This is a genomic window from Daejeonella sp. AP26, from assembly GCF_056680515.1.
Window position 1 is genome coordinate 1,889,263 of the sequence record NZ_CM155286.1, and the last position, 14,592, is coordinate 1,903,854.

The 14,592-nt window shown below is 41.5% G+C and carries 15 protein-coding genes; 5 read left to right on the top strand and 10 right to left on the bottom strand.

Going from position 1 to position 14,592, the window contains the following annotated elements:
- Positions 1 to 175: 175 nt before the first annotated feature.
- Positions 176 to 1,063 (top strand): YitT family protein, encoded by an 888-nt coding sequence (locus tag AC1MCB_RS08095; protein WP_479968239.1) that lies wholly within the window; start codon positions 176 to 178, stop codon positions 1,061 to 1,063.
- Here AC1MCB_RS08095 and AC1MCB_RS08100 read toward each other — a convergent pair.
- Entirely contained in the window at positions 1,041 to 1,454 is a 414-nt protein-coding gene (locus tag AC1MCB_RS08100; protein WP_479968240.1) for a hypothetical protein, read from the bottom strand. The two genes, AC1MCB_RS08095 and AC1MCB_RS08100, sit on opposite strands and share 23 nt — an antisense overlap.
- 104 nt (positions 1,455 to 1,558) lie before the next feature.
- On the bottom strand, positions 1,559 to 1,996 hold the full coding sequence (locus tag AC1MCB_RS08105) for a GNAT family N-acetyltransferase (protein ID WP_479968241.1): 438 nt from the start codon (positions 1,994 to 1,996) through the stop codon (positions 1,559 to 1,561).
- A gap of 111 nt (positions 1,997 to 2,107) precedes the next feature.
- On the opposite strand from AC1MCB_RS08105, the gene AC1MCB_RS08110 reads away from it, so the two are divergent.
- Both AC1MCB_RS08110 and AC1MCB_RS08115 read left to right on the top strand, forming a co-directional pair.
- Complete coding sequence (locus tag AC1MCB_RS08110; RefSeq protein WP_479968242.1) at positions 2,108 to 2,968, top strand: SDR family oxidoreductase; 861 nt, start codon at positions 2,108 to 2,110, stop codon at positions 2,966 to 2,968.
- A gap of 81 nt (positions 2,969 to 3,049) precedes the next feature.
- Positions 3,050 to 3,505, top strand: coding sequence for a PA2169 family four-helix-bundle protein (locus AC1MCB_RS08115; RefSeq protein ID WP_479968243.1), 456 nt, complete (start codon positions 3,050 to 3,052; stop codon positions 3,503 to 3,505).
- A 37-nt stretch (positions 3,506 to 3,542) separates the two neighbouring features.
- On the opposite strand, the gene AC1MCB_RS08120 is transcribed toward AC1MCB_RS08115, so the two are convergent.
- The 3 genes from AC1MCB_RS08120 to recR form a co-directional block, all read right to left on the bottom strand.
- Complete coding sequence (locus AC1MCB_RS08120) at positions 3,543 to 4,409, bottom strand: alpha/beta hydrolase (RefSeq protein WP_479968244.1); 867 nt, start codon at positions 4,407 to 4,409, stop codon at positions 3,543 to 3,545.
- Positions 4,410 to 4,457: 48 nt separating this feature from the next.
- Positions 4,458 to 5,273 (bottom strand): SDR family oxidoreductase, encoded by an 816-nt coding sequence (locus tag AC1MCB_RS08125; protein ID WP_479968245.1) that lies wholly within the window; start codon positions 5,271 to 5,273, stop codon positions 4,458 to 4,460.
- Between the two features lie 88 nt (positions 5,274 to 5,361).
- Positions 5,362 to 5,979, bottom strand: coding sequence for a recombination mediator RecR (gene recR, locus AC1MCB_RS08130; RefSeq protein WP_479968246.1), 618 nt, complete (start codon positions 5,977 to 5,979; stop codon positions 5,362 to 5,364).
- 169 nt (positions 5,980 to 6,148) lie between these two features.
- On the opposite strand from recR, the gene AC1MCB_RS08135 reads away from it, so the two are divergent.
- Positions 6,149 to 7,654, top strand: coding sequence for a sodium:solute symporter (locus tag AC1MCB_RS08135; protein ID WP_479968247.1), 1,506 nt, complete (start codon positions 6,149 to 6,151; stop codon positions 7,652 to 7,654).
- Between the two features lie 20 nt (positions 7,655 to 7,674).
- Positions 7,675 to 8,382 carry an LOG family protein gene (locus AC1MCB_RS08140; RefSeq protein ID WP_479968248.1) on the top strand — a complete coding sequence of 236 codons (708 nt, stop codon included), beginning with the start codon at positions 7,675 to 7,677 and terminating at the stop codon, positions 8,380 to 8,382.
- Between the two features lie 76 nt (positions 8,383 to 8,458).
- Here AC1MCB_RS08140 and AC1MCB_RS08145 read toward each other — a convergent pair whose 3' ends face one another.
- From AC1MCB_RS08145 to AC1MCB_RS08165, 5 genes are all read right to left on the bottom strand, one after another.
- A complete protein-coding gene (locus AC1MCB_RS08145; protein ID WP_479968249.1) occupies positions 8,459 to 9,247 on the bottom strand; it encodes a PhzF family phenazine biosynthesis protein in 789 nt (262 codons plus the stop codon).
- 82 nt (positions 9,248 to 9,329) lie between these two features.
- Positions 9,330 to 10,853: a serine hydrolase gene (locus AC1MCB_RS08150; RefSeq protein WP_479968250.1), complete on the bottom strand. Its 1,524-nt coding sequence runs from the start codon at positions 10,851 to 10,853 to the stop codon at positions 9,330 to 9,332.
- 458 nt (positions 10,854 to 11,311) lie between these two features.
- The gene (locus tag AC1MCB_RS08155; protein ID WP_479968251.1) at positions 11,312 to 12,757 is read right to left on the bottom strand and encodes a glyceraldehyde-3-phosphate dehydrogenase; all 1,446 of its coding nucleotides are present in this window, start codon (positions 12,755 to 12,757) and stop codon (positions 11,312 to 11,314) included.
- A 94-nt stretch (positions 12,758 to 12,851) separates the two neighbouring features.
- A complete protein-coding gene (locus tag AC1MCB_RS08160) occupies positions 12,852 to 13,712 on the bottom strand; it encodes a sigma-70 family RNA polymerase sigma factor (protein WP_479968252.1) in 861 nt (286 codons plus the stop codon).
- Positions 13,713 to 13,988: 276 nt separating this feature from the next.
- Positions 13,989 to 14,573, bottom strand: coding sequence for an LOG family protein (locus AC1MCB_RS08165; protein ID WP_479968253.1), 585 nt, complete (start codon positions 14,571 to 14,573; stop codon positions 13,989 to 13,991).
- Between the last annotated feature and the right edge of the window lie 19 nt (positions 14,574 to 14,592).

The following is a 14,592-nucleotide window of genomic DNA, read 5'->3' on the forward strand; positions in this document are numbered from 1 at the left end:
TACCATATGGCAACCCTAAAGTCTTTTATATATTAAAAACATACATACTTTACCTGATTGCCGAACGATCTCTCATTTGCCACCAATAGCCTGCAGGTATGTTATTTACTTTCATGAATGGCAAATATGGCTAATCTTTTTCTGTGCTGCAAACCTTTTTTAAGTATTTTTAGCGATGAAGGCAACGCGGCGGTCCAGAAATTTATTCCTTTTAAGAGTTCGACTGGGTCGTATCCTGCTAATCTCTCTTGGTGTTCTACTCGCCGCGTTTGGTTTAAAAGGCTTCCTGGTTCCCAATCATTTCATCGATGGCGGTATCACCGGCATATCCCTTTTAACTGCCCAACTGACAGGAGTGCATGTATCTGTATGGCTGTTTATTTTTAATATTCCCTTTATTTACATGGGATTAAAGCAGATAAATAAAAGTTTTGCCCTCAATACTGCTATGGCCATTTTTACGCTAGCGCTGGTTATCTATTTTATTGAATTTCCGGTGATCACAGACGATAAGCTACTTATCTCGATATTTGGCGGTTTCTTTCTTGGCTCAGGAATTGGTCTCGCAATCCGTGGTGGCAGCGTGATTGATGGAACTGAAATTCTTGCGGTTTACATAAATCGCAAAAGCATTTTGAGTATTGGAGATATTATTCTTTTGATCAACGTGGTCATATTTCTAGTTGCCGCATTCATATTAGGCATTGAAACGGCTTTGTACTCCATCCTCACCTATCTATCAGCTTCAAAAACGGTAGACTTCATAATCCAGGGTATTGAGGAATATACAGGAGTTACCATTATCTCAAATAAAAGCAATGCCATCCGGGAGGCAATCACAGAGAAATTAGGACGCGCCGTTACCATCTACAAGGGTGAAAGGGGCTTAACGGATAGTCAGTTTAAATCGAAGGATATCGATATAATATTTACAGTTGTCACTCGTCTGGAACTTTCAAAGTTAAAAGGTGAAATTGAACGAATTGACCATAAGGCTTTTATTGTAATGAACCCAATAAACGACACCAAAGGTGGCATGCTTAAGAAAAGACTATTGCATTAAATATTGCTCGTGCTTCTTTAACAGGATGAGTGAACAAGACAAGTCCAAAAAGTATGGCCTGGGTAAGATAAATTAGTCCGGCAACCCAGATGAGGACAGAATTGTACTGACTTCCCGATTTTAGCAAAGCCATACTACCGATAAAGAAATGAGTAACATTGCTGATTGCAATGGGCCTGCTATATATTCCGCCAATAATATTTCCACGAGTCATCCAGTTAAGCATTGCATAAGCAAAATACAGGGCGCCTAAGATCTGCACGATTATTAGTAGCGGATTTTGTTCGACCGGAGAGATATAACTCAGTAATTCTTTAGGTAAGAAAGTCAATAAAACGCCTGCTACTGCCATAGTAGCCGCACTCAGGGACATTGATACTTTAGTATTCATAAAAATCCATTAAGTTAAGAAGCAGAATTGATCACTCGTCAATTAGCACATTCTGTGTGTACGATGAAAAGGATAAGGATTTGTTATAGGAAGCGATAAAACTGTTATAAATCTAAAGTAAAAACCTTTTGCTCTTTTATTTCCTTAAAGCCAATGTGTTTGTAAAATTGATGTGCCGGAAGCCTGCGGGTGTTAGAACGGACCCGCAATGTTTTAACCCCCTTCATCAGCGCCCAATTGGTAACTACAGTAACCAGTTTCTCGCCAATATGCCTGCCTCTAAAATTCTCGTCAACAACCAATCCTCCTATTTCAACAAAAGGTGCTGACTCAATCCGCACAGCATAATATGCATGTATCCAACCTACTACCTTCTCATCAATTAAAGCTGTGAAGACACAATTAGCTCTATCGCTGGCCATTTTAGTTATGCGGGTTTGAATCTCTTCGACTGACGATGGATATCCTAATTGGAGAGAAAGCTCAGCAATAGTTGGGCTGTCATCTAATCTCATCTGCCTGATCTTTACATCTATTTCCATTGTGACTGCGCATAAATGCCTTTAACGAATGTAATTATCATATGCTTCAAAAGGAAATCAAACGAAACAATAGAAATATGGAGCTGTTCTCATTCACATTACTAATAGATTATGGAAGATCAACCGAAGAGCTTTCCGCCACAGGAACAGCGGCATCAGCCGGGAAAAGAAGAGAAAATGACGCCGAAACCCGAGTATATTAGCCCGGATTATAAAGCTGGCGGAAAACTAAACGGCAAAGTTGCCGTAATCACAGGGGGCGACAGTGGAATTGGGAGGGCTGTAGCGGTTCATTTCGCAAAAGAAGGCGCGGATATAGCTATCGTATACCTGGATGAGCAGGCAGATGCTGAAGAAACTGGTCAACTGGTCGAAAAAGAAGGAAAGCGTTGTCTATTATTGAAAGGAGACGTAAGCGATGCAGGTTTCTGTAAGCAAGTAATCGAACAGACCGTAAAGGAACTTGGAAAGCTCAACATTCTGGTCAATAATGCGGCACAGCAATTCCCGCAGGAAGAATTACAGCAGATCAGTCATGAGCAACTCGATAAAACTTTTAAGACCAATATCTACTCCTATTTTTATCTTACGCAGGAAGCTCTTAATCATTTAAAAGAAGGGGATTCTATCATTAACACCACCTCTGTAACTGCGTACCGGGGCAGTGAACATCTCCTTGATTATTCATCGACTAAGGGAGCTATCGTTAGCTTCACCCGCTCATTGGGAAAAAACCTGGCTGCAAGAAAGATCAGGGTGAATGGAGTTGCGCCGGGACCTATATGGACCCCACTAATTGTATCATCATTTGATGATGAACATATCAAGCATTTCGGAACCGACACTCCGATGGGGCGCGCAGGACAACCCTCAGAAGTAGCACCCGCCTATGTTTACCTCGCATGTAATGACTCCTCATACGTAACTGGCCAGATAATTCATATCAACGGTGGCGAAGTGGTTGGAGGATAGCACGTTAACATACAATCCGTTAAATAGCTAAAACCAAGTTGTGATTAAATAGTTATAAGGTAACATCAAAAAATAATAGATATGGAAACCAATGACAATGCAGTTGAAGTATTAAATGATTTAGTAGAGATAAATAACGATCGTATTAAAGGGTATGAAAAAGCTATAGAAGAAACTGAAATGGACGATTCTGACCTTAAGGTTATCTTCGAGCAAATGGTAACTGAAAGCCGGCAGTATAAGCAAGCGTTGAGAGATGTGGTGGTTAGTCTGGGTGGCGAAGTTGAAACCGGCACAACTGCAAGTGGCAAGATCTATAGAGCGTGGATGGATGTAAAGGCCACGTTTTCTGGTAACAGCCGGAAATCAATTCTCGAGAATTGCGAATTTGGTGAAGATGCAGCTCAAAAAGCTTATCGCACTGCTCTCCAGGATGATGACCTTCCAGCCTCTGTGCGTGAACTGGTTATGAGACAACAGCAAGCCTTAAAATTGTCTCACGATAAAATTAAAATGATGCGCGATCAGCAATTATAGTTATACGATTCTTTAAGGAAGCCGGTTTGATCATTCATCAAGCCGGCTTTTTTGTTGCCTTGCTTGCCGCCATAAAGTCAACAATCAGCTGGTACATTTTATTCCTCCCGAAAACCATCTGGGTGATCATCCCAATATGTTTCTTTTTAGCTACCTGTTCGAAGCTGGCAGGTTGGCCTTTAGCCTTGAGCAACTCATACAATCGTCGCGATTGAGTTTGTATGGCCGGGTAAGTACGTTCTCCTACAAGAATAAGATAAGGATTATCAATATTAGCAAAGTGGGTCAGCGGCGAACCCTTCTTCCAAACCTCCGTATCAGTACCGAAAGTTTTTAAAAAGCTAGCAGTCTGCTTTGTTTTTTCGGCTGTAAGAAGGTACTCATGCATATCCAAACCAAAGCCGTCATTTAAGATCACTCCCTGGATAGGATTATCAATGCCTTGTTCCTTAAAAAAAAGAGGATCTGAATTAATAAGGGCGGCAAGATGCCCGCCGGCAGAATGTCCCATTACAAATATTCGATCAGCGTTACCTCCAAACCGACTAATATTATTCTTAACCCATTTAATGGCTGCAGCACCATCAGAAGCCATTTCGGCATATTGGTGTCCTGGTGCCAGCCTGTAATTTATATTAACCCCGACGATGTCTTTGTTTGCAAAATTGCGGCCCAGCCACCAGTAAATGTCCTTCTTACCACTATCCCATGAACCTCCATGAATGAAAACCAGTACATCTTTAGTTTTGCCGTCTATCTCCGGATAATAGACATCTAATAAATTGCTTTTTCCAAAAATTGTATTGGTGTAAGCAATATCTTTCTCCGATTTAACCCTTGCGGTTAAAGCCGTACTTATCGTATTGAAATATAGAAACATTAAAAAGAAGTGCTTTAGTTTCATGGGAGAGGAGATTTTATATGAGCAAAATCCTAATCCTTAATTTTTTAATTATTGAATCAGCGGGTCTTTCTCTTTTGTGAAATGAGTATAAACCAATCCATCCAAAAAGGATGGCAAAAATTTATTTAGAAAAACCGTTAGTTTCCCTTGCCCGGTCATAATCAAAGTTCGTTTTCGTGCTATCACACCCTGAACAATAATTTCAGCAACCCTCTCTGAAGTCATCATCTTTCCTTCATCCATACTGCTCTCCCCCTGGGCGGAGCCGTCCTTCACTAAAGCAATATTACGAATGTTAGAAGCAGTAAAGCCCGGCGAAGCAATCATCACATGTAAACCGTTTTTCAAATTCTCAACTCTTAAAGCTTCCAGGAAACCATTTAAGGCAAACTTAGAAGCTGAATATCCAGTACGCCCCGGCAAGCCTCGGTATCCTGCAATGGAAGATATGCCCACCACCGAACCTTTATTTTTTAAAAGTTCCGGCAGCGCATACTTTGTACAATACACAGCTCCCCAAAAATTAACATCCATTAAATTACGTAAAACAACCAAGTCCAGATCTTTAAATAAAGCCCTCATGGAGATTCCCGCGTTATTAATCAGAATATCAATACGGTTAAATGTTAAAAAAGCCTGCTTTATCAAATGTTCACAGTCCGCCTCTTTTGATACATCGCACTGCACTGCTACAGCCTTGACACCATACCGTTTTTCCAGATCCTGTGTTATTTCACACAGCGTTACGTATTGCCGCGCGCCTAATACCAGATTTGCTCCCTGACGGGCAAATTCTTCTGCACATGCTTTTCCAATCCCGGAGGAGGCACCAGTGATTATAACTGTTTTAGACTTAAGAGACATAGGGGAATAGGATAATTAAGAATTGGGAATTAAGAATTAAGAATGATGGACAATCTATTGCTGACAACTGATAGCTGACAACTAACAGCTACTTCATCAGCGAATTTTCATAAGGCACACGGGTAGCAATAGAACGACCAAGAGTTATTTCGTCAACATATTCCAATTCCCCTCCAAAGGCTATTCCACGGGCAATGGCACTAATTTTAACACTCTGATCTTTAAGTTTTTTATATAAATAAAATATCGTAGTGTCGCCCTCCATTGTGGAACTTAAAGCGAGTATTACCTCTATCACTTCACTGGTTGATGTACGCTCAACCAAACTCTCTATATTAAGGTCGGAGGGACCAATGCCATCCATAGGAGATATCAGTCCCCCCAGCACATGGTAAACGCCGTTGTACTGACCTGTGTTTTCAATAGCCATTACATCTCGGGTATCCTCCACAATACAGATCAAACTTTTATCTCTTTTCACAGAAGCACAGATCTCACAAACCGGCAAGTCAGAAATATTGCGGCAAACCTTGCAAAAGCGTATTTCGTTTTTTAAACGGGTAATTGCATTACTAAAGCCCGCAACATCAGCTGCCGGTTGATTCAATAAATGAAGAACCAGCCGTAAAGCAGTTTTTTGCCCTACTCCCGGCAGTTTGGAAAACTCATTAACTGCGTTCTCAAGCAACTTTGACGAAAAGTTCATGTTGCAAATTTATATTTAAAAATATAATCTCTGTTATAACAATCTAAAGCAGACTTTAGCTTCGCAAATTACCATCAGGCAATAACCAAAATTTTACCTGACAGAAAATCTAATAGCCGTGTTTGAAAACTATAATTATTACATTTAGCCCCGAACGAAATTAAAGTATATGTCCCCAATTGTTTTACTATCATTCCTTATCGGCTATTTTGCTGTTCTAATTATCATCGCTCACTTTACTTCCCGAAAATCAACAGACAACTCCACTTTCTTTACAGCTAACAGAAATTCCAAATGGTACCTGGTCGCTTTTGGAATGATTGGGACCGCTCTATCAGGAGTTACTTTTATCTCGGTACCTGGTGAAGTGGGGTCGCCGGCAGGTAACGAATTCAAATATTTTCAATTCGTATTAGGTAACGCGATAGGCTTCATCCTGGTAGCCACCGTTTTGCTTCCCCTGTATTACCGCATGCGGTTAACTTCCATTTATACGTATATCGAGCAGCGTTTAGGTACCTGGAGCTATAAAACCGCAGCCAGTATTTTCCTGTTAAGCAGAACCATTGGATCTTCGTTCAGGCTCTACCTTGTAGTAATCGTCTTACAGCGCTTTATTTTTGATGCTTACAATATCCCCTTTTGGCTTACGGTGCTGATCGCGTTAGGACTTATCTGGGCCTACACTTATAAGGGCGGGTTAAAGACTATTATTATTACTGATACATTGCAAACCGTGTTTCTGGTTTCTTCTGTTTTCCTGACCATTTATTTCATCTGCGACAGTTTGAACTTAAATATCCCGGAGGCCTTCGAAACTATTAAGGAGAGCGGTTATTCTAAGATCTTCTTCTTTGAAGATTTTGTAACCAGCAAATTCCACGTCACTAAGCAACTCTTGGGCGGTATATTTGTAACTCTTGCCATGGTAGGCCTTGACCAGGACCTGATGCAAAAGAATCTGAGCTGCAAAAACATCGGTGAAGCTCAAAAGAACATGTTTACATTCACGGCAATATTTGTACTGATTAACATTTTCTTTCTAAGTGTTGGTGCACTGCTTTATGTGTACGCAACCGCAAACGGTATAGCTATTCCTACGGATGCGGCGGGGAATGTACGTACAGACTTCCTATTTCCCGAAATTGCTTTTAATCATCTTGCTTTAATTCCGGGAATTGTCTTCATGCTTGGCCTTACGGCTGCCACTTTTGCAACTACCGACTCGGCATTAACGGCCCTGACAACTTCTTTTTGTGTAGACTTTTTAAATTTTGATAAAAAGGATAACATTAACGACCCGACGGTTGTGCGAAGCAGACATTTTGTACATATTGGCTTTTCAATACTAATGTTTCTCGTTGTAGTGTTGTTTAACGCTGTGAATAATGCCAGTGTTGTGAGTGCCATTTTTACTGTTGCCTCCTACACATATGGCCCCTTGCTGGGTCTATATGGCTTCGGCCTGTTTATGAAGAATCGCGGGGTCAGGGACAAGCTGGTTCCCTTTATTTGTTTGTTATCTCCGGCTGTATGCTTATTTCTGAATGCCAACTCCAAAACTCTAATGGGTGGCTATGTTTTTGATAATGAACTGATCGTAATTAATGGCTTGATCACCTTTATCGGTTTACTGCTAATTAGCAAACCTACAACAGCCAAAACTCAGTATTAACAGTAGAACTTTCCAGATTTATGACTAGTGACGAAAAAATAAGAAATGCTTTTGAAAACAAGAACTGGCAAGAAATAAAGGTTACCGACTCCTGGCAGATATTTAAAATCATGGCTGAGTTTGTTGATGGTTTTGAAAAGCTGGCCCGTATCGGTCCCTGCGTCTCCATCTTTGGGTCTGCGCGTACCAATAATGAAAATAAGTATTACAAGCTGGCCGAAGAATGCGCACGCTTATTAACAGAACGCGGCTACGGTGTTATCTCAGGCGGCGGTCCTGGTATTATGGAAGCAGCCAATAAAGGCGCTTATGAAGCCGGTGGGAAATCCGTAGGACTGAATATAGAACTTCCGTTTGAACAGTTCCACAATAAGTATATCGACCGCGACAAGATCCTTGAATTTGATTACTTCTTCATCCGCAAGGTGATGTTCATGAAATACTCGCAAGGCTTTATTGTTTTGCCTGGAGGCTTTGGTACGATGGATGAAATGTTTGAAGCTTTAACCCTGATACAAACTGGCAAAGTAGCCCGTTTCCCAATTGTTTTAGTGGGCACTGAATACTGGGGAGGTTTGATGGAATGGGTTAAGAACACCATGCTGGCTGATGAAAAGAACATCAGTGAGGAGGATTTAAATCTTTACCGTTTAGTGGATACTGCCGAAGAAGCAGCGGAGCACATTTTTAGGTTCTATGATAAGTATGTATTGAAACCGAACTTTTAGAATGAAAGAACAAAGATTAAGGATAAAGGACCAGAAAATCTTTTATCCTTAATCTTTACTCCTTCAATTGTTACGCTCAAACATATATCTCCCCCTTCAAATAAGTGACCGCCTTGCCGGACATCAATACCCTGTCGCCTTGAAGCTGACACCATAATTCTCCTAAACGTTCTGATACCTGGAAAGCATAAAGGTCATTCTTACCTAGCTTATTGGCCCAGTAAGGAATCAGGTTACAGTGCGCAGAACCGGTTACGGGATCTTCGTTGATGCCGGCTGCGGGTGCAAAGAACCGGGAAACAAAATCACTGTTATCTCCCGGCGCTGTTACGATAATGCCTAGCGCATCAATTTTGGATAAAGCATTAAAATCAGGCTTTAGTGCTCGTATTTCAACTTCTGATTTATAAACCAGCATAAAATCGCGGGAGCGCAACACCTCAATTGGCTGGCTGCCGCCTAGCGCATCCAGTAATCCATCCGGAGCTTCAGATGGTTCTGCCACTCTCGAGGGGAAATCTAAAGTATACAGACCGTCGTTACGGGTGACTGTTAACCTGCCTGCTTTTAATGTATGAAAGTGAATCACATCCCCCTGATAACCCAGTTGGGTGAAGATAATATGAGCCGTTGCCAGGGTAGCGTGGCCGCAAAGATCAATCTCCAACTCAGGGGTAAACCACCGCAACTCAAAGTCATTTCCTTGCGGGATAAAGAAAGCAGTTTCTGCAAGATTGTTTTCTGCAGCAATCTTCTGCATTTGCGGTGCCGGCAGCCATTCAATCAAGGGACATACAGCTGCAGGATTACCTCCGAACAACTTATCGCTAAACGCATCGGCCTGGTAGATTGGTATTATTTTCATTTTAAACAAGATTGAAGATGTGAGATATGAGACATTTCGTAGAATCTAAAGCACTCAATCTTATGACAACGGCCGCCTGGCTTCATTCCTTCACAAACACATAAGGGTCGTACTCAATGAAGTCGTTGGCTTTGATCGTTACGGAATTTACTTTTTTGTCCTTAATATCAAATTTAGTACTGAAAACTCCATAAGCAATGTTATTATACTTCAGCATCCATTCGTCATTATCCATGTGATCTAAGGTTGCTTTTAACTCTTTATGATTAGTGAACACTACTTCCAGCTTAGTTTTACTCAGCTTATTGATACGGATGGTACCATAAATTTCATTCTTATAATTACCGGTGTACGCATCAATTGTCAAAGCAGGCTTGGCCTTCCCCACTCGCTCCTCAAATTTCAAAACATCTTTTTTAGCTTCCGCGAGATCTTTCAAATGGTCCGGCAGAGCCATTTTACTACGGTTAACGTACGGTTGCTTTAAATAAGCATCGAGGATCTGATAACGCAGTAATTCGAAAAAGCCCTGATTATCATTATTCGTCAAAATAGTTATACCCAGATTTAACTCCGGAACAAAGCATGTATTGGTCACGAAGCCAAAAGCGCCGCCGGTATGCCAGAAAACTTGCTTGCCTGCGTAATCGGCCATGAATACGCCTAAGCCATAACCTCTGAAATGTGTGGGATATGTTGCGCTTTTACGACTCGAAGTGGCAATGTTAATGTCCCTGGTCTTTTGAATCACCGGCCATGGCAGCACTTGTTTACCCTGAAAGCGTCCGCTGTCCAGTTGCGTCAACAACCATTTAGAGACATCACTTACACTACTAACCATACTCCCTGCCGGACCGATATTATCTACCTGGTCGTATGGGAGCTCTGTAAGTTCGCCGGTAAACTGGTTTGTATAGGGTTTAGAAACGTTATTCCGTTGAGCCATACCTGCGGTTAGCATGTAGGTATTATTCATCCTGATAGGCCTCAGTATGCTATCCTGGATGTATTCTTCCCAGCTCTTTTTGGTCACTACCGGAATTACCTCGCCGGCTGTCAGAAAACAGGAGTTGCAGTAGCCGTAGTCCTGGCGAAATACGCCGACCGGCTTCAGTAATTTCATCTTCTCGATAACCTGCTGACGGCTCAGAGTGCCATTCCAAAAAGTAAAATCACCCTGAAAGGTTTTGGTACCGATGCGATGACTCAGAACGTCTTTAATGGTAACCAGTTCTGTCGATGTTTTATCGTAGAGTTGAAATCCAGGCAGATACTTGGTAATTTTATCATCCAGTGAAAGCTTTTTATTGTAGTCTAACTGCGCTAAAGCGGTCCCGGTAAATAATTTGGTATTGCTGGCAATCATGAAGAGAGTGTTCTCATCAACGGGGGCTTTGGTTTTTATATCCCGTACACCAAAGCCCCTCATAACAACCGGTTTACCGTCTTTAACTATGGCGATAGCCAAACCCGGAATATTCCAATCTTTAATTCCTGTTTTGATATAGTTCTCCAGGCTGTCGGATATAAATGTGGGTGTTTGCGCGTAAGCAGTTTTGCCAAGGAACTGGAGAACGAATATTGCTAAAACAAGAAATCTTTTCATGCGAGGGATTAAAATAAAGATTGAAAAATACTAAAATTTTTTTGAAGCAAGGTATCTGTGAAGTTACGTGGATGAAAGTTTTCATGTTACACCCATTTCCGTTGACCCGCTAAATAGTCATCTAAAGAGCCCCTTCCGAGCTTAAAAAAGTGCGAATTTTTGCCGGCCTGCTTTCGAGCTTAGTATGTGCTTACTATATACTTACTATGTGCTTACTATGTCATGACTATATCAGGAAGCTGTGATCATATAGTCAGTACCTAGTGAACTTATTGTTACCCCATTTTTTAGCATAATGTAAGCTTAACTGAAGTAACAGCAGGAATTATCGGGTTGGGCACTTTCCAAGGCTAGAGAAACTCCGGAAACGGATTTCATATCTGACGGATAGCCAAAACTGAGTTCACAAAAAAGGCCGCCTTTCGCGGGGCAGCCTAAATGAGTGTTGGGTTTAAATGCTAATAGTAAGTAAGTCGGATTACACCTGCTAACGATTTAGCCAGACGAACCACCTGACGGGTATAACCATATTCATTGTCGTACCAAACATACAGCACAGCCGACTTATTATCCTTCGATAGAATAGTTGCAGGACCATCGATGATACTGGCGTGTGAGTTCCCGATCAGATCGCTGGATACTAATTCATTTGATATTGAATATTCAATTTGTTCCACCAGGTTACCGAAGAGAGAAGCGTTCTTTAAAACGGTTTCCAGTTCTGCTTTAGTGGTTTCACGTGATAGCGTAAGGTTGAGAATTGCCAGGGACACATCAGGAGTAGGAACACGAACGGCGTTACCGGTTAACTTACCTTCAAGGGTTGGTAATACTTTGGCCACTGCTTTATCCGCACCTGTTTCAGTAATCACCATATTTAAAGCAGCTGAGCGGCCGCGGCGATATTTAGCATGGTAATTATCCAGAAGATTCTGGTCGTTGGTGTAAGAGTGTACCGTTTCAATGTGCCCTTTTTCTATGCCGAACGTCTCTTCCACAATTTTTAGTACCGGCACAATAGCATTGGTTGTACATGATGCCGCTGAAAAAATGGTTTCCGATTTGTTCAAGTCTTTTTGATTGATTCCGAATACTATGTTAGGAACATCTCCTTTCCCCGGTGCTGTTAGCAGAACTTGTAGAGCGCCCTTTGCTTTCAAATGCTCGGATAATCCCTCCCGGTCACGGAAAACGCCGGTATTATCAATAACCAGAGCATCCGAAATCCCATATTGAGTATAATCTAATTCATGGGGATTCTTGGCGGCAAGCATGTAAATAACCTGTCCGTTGATGATCAGGGCTTTATGCTCGAAGTCCTCAACGATAGTGCCCGCAAAAGGACCATGTACAGAATCATTGCGTAATAGATCTGCTCTTTTAATCAAATCTTCATCGCTGTAGCTGCGGGTAACAATTGCACGTAGACGCAATTGCTCACCTTTGCCCGCCTGGGTAATTAATTCCCGGGCTGCAATCCTGCCAATACGGCCGAACCCATACAAGACCACATTCTTTGGCTGCATGGTGATCTTATCCTTCCCAATATGGCTTCCCAACTTTTTAATGACAAAGTCGTTGGCTGAAACCGAATTCCCTTTCTCATCGATCCATTCTGATGCCAGGCGGCCAATATCAATACGTGACGGCGCCAGGTTTGACATGGCTATAGCCCGGGCAAGAGCCAGGGTGTCGTAAATGGAGATCTCTTTATTGATAATCTCACGGGCATACTGGTGATGTGACAGTACTTCGCTGCTGCCTATGTCAAATAAGGGCTTGCGAAATAGCACGAGTTCGATAGAGCGGTCAAACCAGAGGGTTCCAACGATACCAATCAGCTCGATGGCCTTCTTCTCTTTTTCAATCCAACTGGTAAATTCGGTTTGGTATTTATTCAACATAGTTAATAAAATTGATGGTTAGTTCGGCTGGGCCTAAAAGTAAAAAAGATCGGACGTAAGCCCAATCTTTTCTAATTATTTTGTTTTTATATGATTATCCCAAATAAGATTTTAGAATCTTACTTCTTGACGTATGACGAAGGCGCTGTAAAGCTTTATCTTTAATTTGTCTGACACGCTCACGGGTCAGGTTAAATTTTTCGCCAATCTCTTCAAGTGAAAGTGGATGATTAGTACTTAAACCGAAGAAAAGAACGATAATTTCACGCTCGCGCTCGGTTAGAGTAGCCAATGACCGTCTGATCTCTTCAGATAAAGATTCATCAATCAGGTTACTGTCTGTATTTGGATCATCATTCTCCAAAACATCCAGTAATGTGTTTTCTTCACCCTGTACAAAAGGCGCATCCATAGACACATGGCGACCTGAGTTACTCAATGTATCGGTAATTTTATCTACTGTAGTTTCAAGGGTATCGGCAAGCTCTTCCGGTGAAGGCTCACGTTCGAATTCCTGCTCTAATCTTGAAAATGCTTTACTGATCTTACTTAAAGAACCAACCTGATTCAGTGGCAAACGCACGATACGTGACTGCTCGGCGATAGCCTGCAGAATTGACTGGCGGATCCACCAAACGGCGTAGGAGATGAATTTGAAACCTTTAGTTTCATCAAAGCGTTTTGCCGCTTTAATTAAACCTAAGTTACCTTCATTTATGAGGTCACCAAGAGTTAAGCCCTGATTCTGATACTGCTTAGCCACAGAAACAACAAACCTTAAGTTGGTTTTTGTAAGTCTTTCTAAGGCGGCCTGATCGCCTTCGCGGATTTTCTGGGCAAGAATTACTTCCTCTTCGGCTGTGATTAAATCTACTTTACCAATTTCGTGTAAATACTTATCTAATGATTGGGATTCACGATTGGTAATCGATTGTGTGATTTTGAGTTGTCTCATTTATAAATTAATAGCCCTTATAAAAGTGTGCAAAGTTAAGAATATATACGTTCTTAACGATTAAAAAGGGAAAAGGTTAGCGGATTTTATTAACAGATTTCGTTTCTTTTACTGTTTGTAAACCAACAATAATAGTGCCTAATGACGCACGAAAGCAATATTTCAACCGTTTACCCGTTATTGTAAGTGGTATTTTACACAAGTGTTATAAAGGGCCGGGTATTAAGCTGATATTAAGACAAGATTATCTAAAACAATCTTTTTTGTCAGTCTGTATTATGTCAGGTTACGATCCTTAAACCAGACATCATCTGGTTTGGCAGAGAAATTTGTCATCTCTGCGACAAGTTTTGCCGGATCAGCGTGCGATAATATAAGCTTTCGATTTACGGGTTTTAAAAACTTACGTTCAACCATCAAATCCATCTGAAGTAACAAATGATCGTAAAACCCGTCGGTATTCAAAAGTCCAATCGGCTGCGTATGCAAACCAAGCTGCAGCCAGGTAAGAACTTCAAAAAACTCTTCCAGCGTACCGAAGCCACCAGGTAGTGTGATCATCCCGTCAGAAAGATCAGCCATCTTCTGCTTCCGCTGGTGCATATTTTCAGTAATGATCAATTCAGTCAACCCCGTATGGCCAACCTCCTTATCCATCAGGAACTGCGGAATCACTCCGATAGCTGTACCGCCTCTTAACAAAACCGCATCAGCAATTAACCCCATAACGCCTACCCGACCCCCACCAAACACCAAAGTAATATCTTTCTCCACGAAAACATCTGCCAGCTGGTTTACAGTTTTTAGAAGACCAGGATCGCCATTGAAGTTAGAGCCACAGAACACACAGACTGCTTTCATATTTAGATTAAAGGATAAG